At 51.8% G+C, this 1,165-nt stretch carries 1 protein-coding gene; it reads right to left on the minus strand.

Annotated features, from left to right (window positions below; all coding sequences use genetic code 11):
* Nucleotides 1-229: 229 nt before the first annotated feature.
* On the minus strand, nt 230-736 hold the full coding sequence (locus E1297_RS01600; RefSeq protein WP_155133055.1) for a hypothetical protein: 507 nt from the start codon (nt 734-736) through the stop codon (nt 230-232).
* Between the last annotated feature and the right edge of the window lie 429 nt (nt 737-1,165).

Here is a 1,165-nt window from a genome sequence, read left to right on the forward strand (position 1 = left end):
GTTCGCCGCCGCACAGGCGGCTCTGAAGATGTCGTGAGGCACATGCGTGTTTCAGAACGTGTTCGCCGCCGTACAGGTGGCTCTGAGGTATTTCGGGCTTCCCAACGCTTCTTGTCAAGCTGGGCCGTAAAACACGGTCTTTCAGGTCCGGGACACAAGGTGCTTCCGTGCAAACGGGAATTCCTGTTTCCCGTTTACGCGGAGGCCGAAAGCAAGGCAAGTCCTCGTCTTAGGCGCACAGTCGCTTCTCTATATCCTGAATGCTTCCGAAATAGGCTAGCACTCGTCTCAGGGGGGTTGTAGGGAGCTTCAGACTGACGATTAGGCGTTCGAAGGAAATATCGATACTTGCACTGTCAAATGACACCGGAGTGCTCGCATATCCGTAATAGACGCCTTCGTGCAGGGCCTTCATGTAGCCGATTGCTGAATTTTTCTCCAGGACAGGGTCGGGAGTTCTGATTCCCTCGCCTAAATTTCGAATCCAATTGCGGCCGAAAAGTTGGCGCTGGCTGGACTGAGAGCCGACATGAATGATCGGAGGAGCTTCGTCCTCCCGGGCGTTGTCCGAACAGATCGTGAGTTTGGACATCCATTTGCGCAACGAGTCGTCGAAGATGAAATCGGCGCATCGGACCGTTTCCAGAAACTCGCTGATTTCGAGGGCTGACATTCCGGAATCGACGAGGTTGACATCTAGATCTTGAAAGAGGGTTTTCGCCGTTGCGATTTGCATGGGGTATCGTTCTGTTAGTTATAGGAGAGATCGATGCTGTCGAAGGGGAAATCGCATTGTGTAGAGTTGCCTTGGCCGGGCCGCCACCCAGCCAAGGCAATCGAACTTCTAGCCTAATCTTCCGGGCCGCCGTCGCTGAGGAGACTTTGCATCACGCTGGGCCGAAACATTGGGCTGACGGGCACTTATAGACGATACCTTATCCGAAAATTACCAACTTATGATTGTGTCTAGGTTGTGTTTAATTTTGCGCGAATTTTGTGCGAACGAAAAATTTACTCGTCAACAAAAATCAAAGAATTCCGCGAGTCATACGCTAGGCGCACGACTTTAGCGCGAAAAATTTTCGTGCTAAAGTTTCTGTGGATTTTAATGTCTTCCCCGCCCTGAAGGACGGGTATTTTAGCGAAGCGCAAGCCGTCAGGCTGC

The organism is Roseibium sp. RKSG952 (assembly GCF_009711355.1).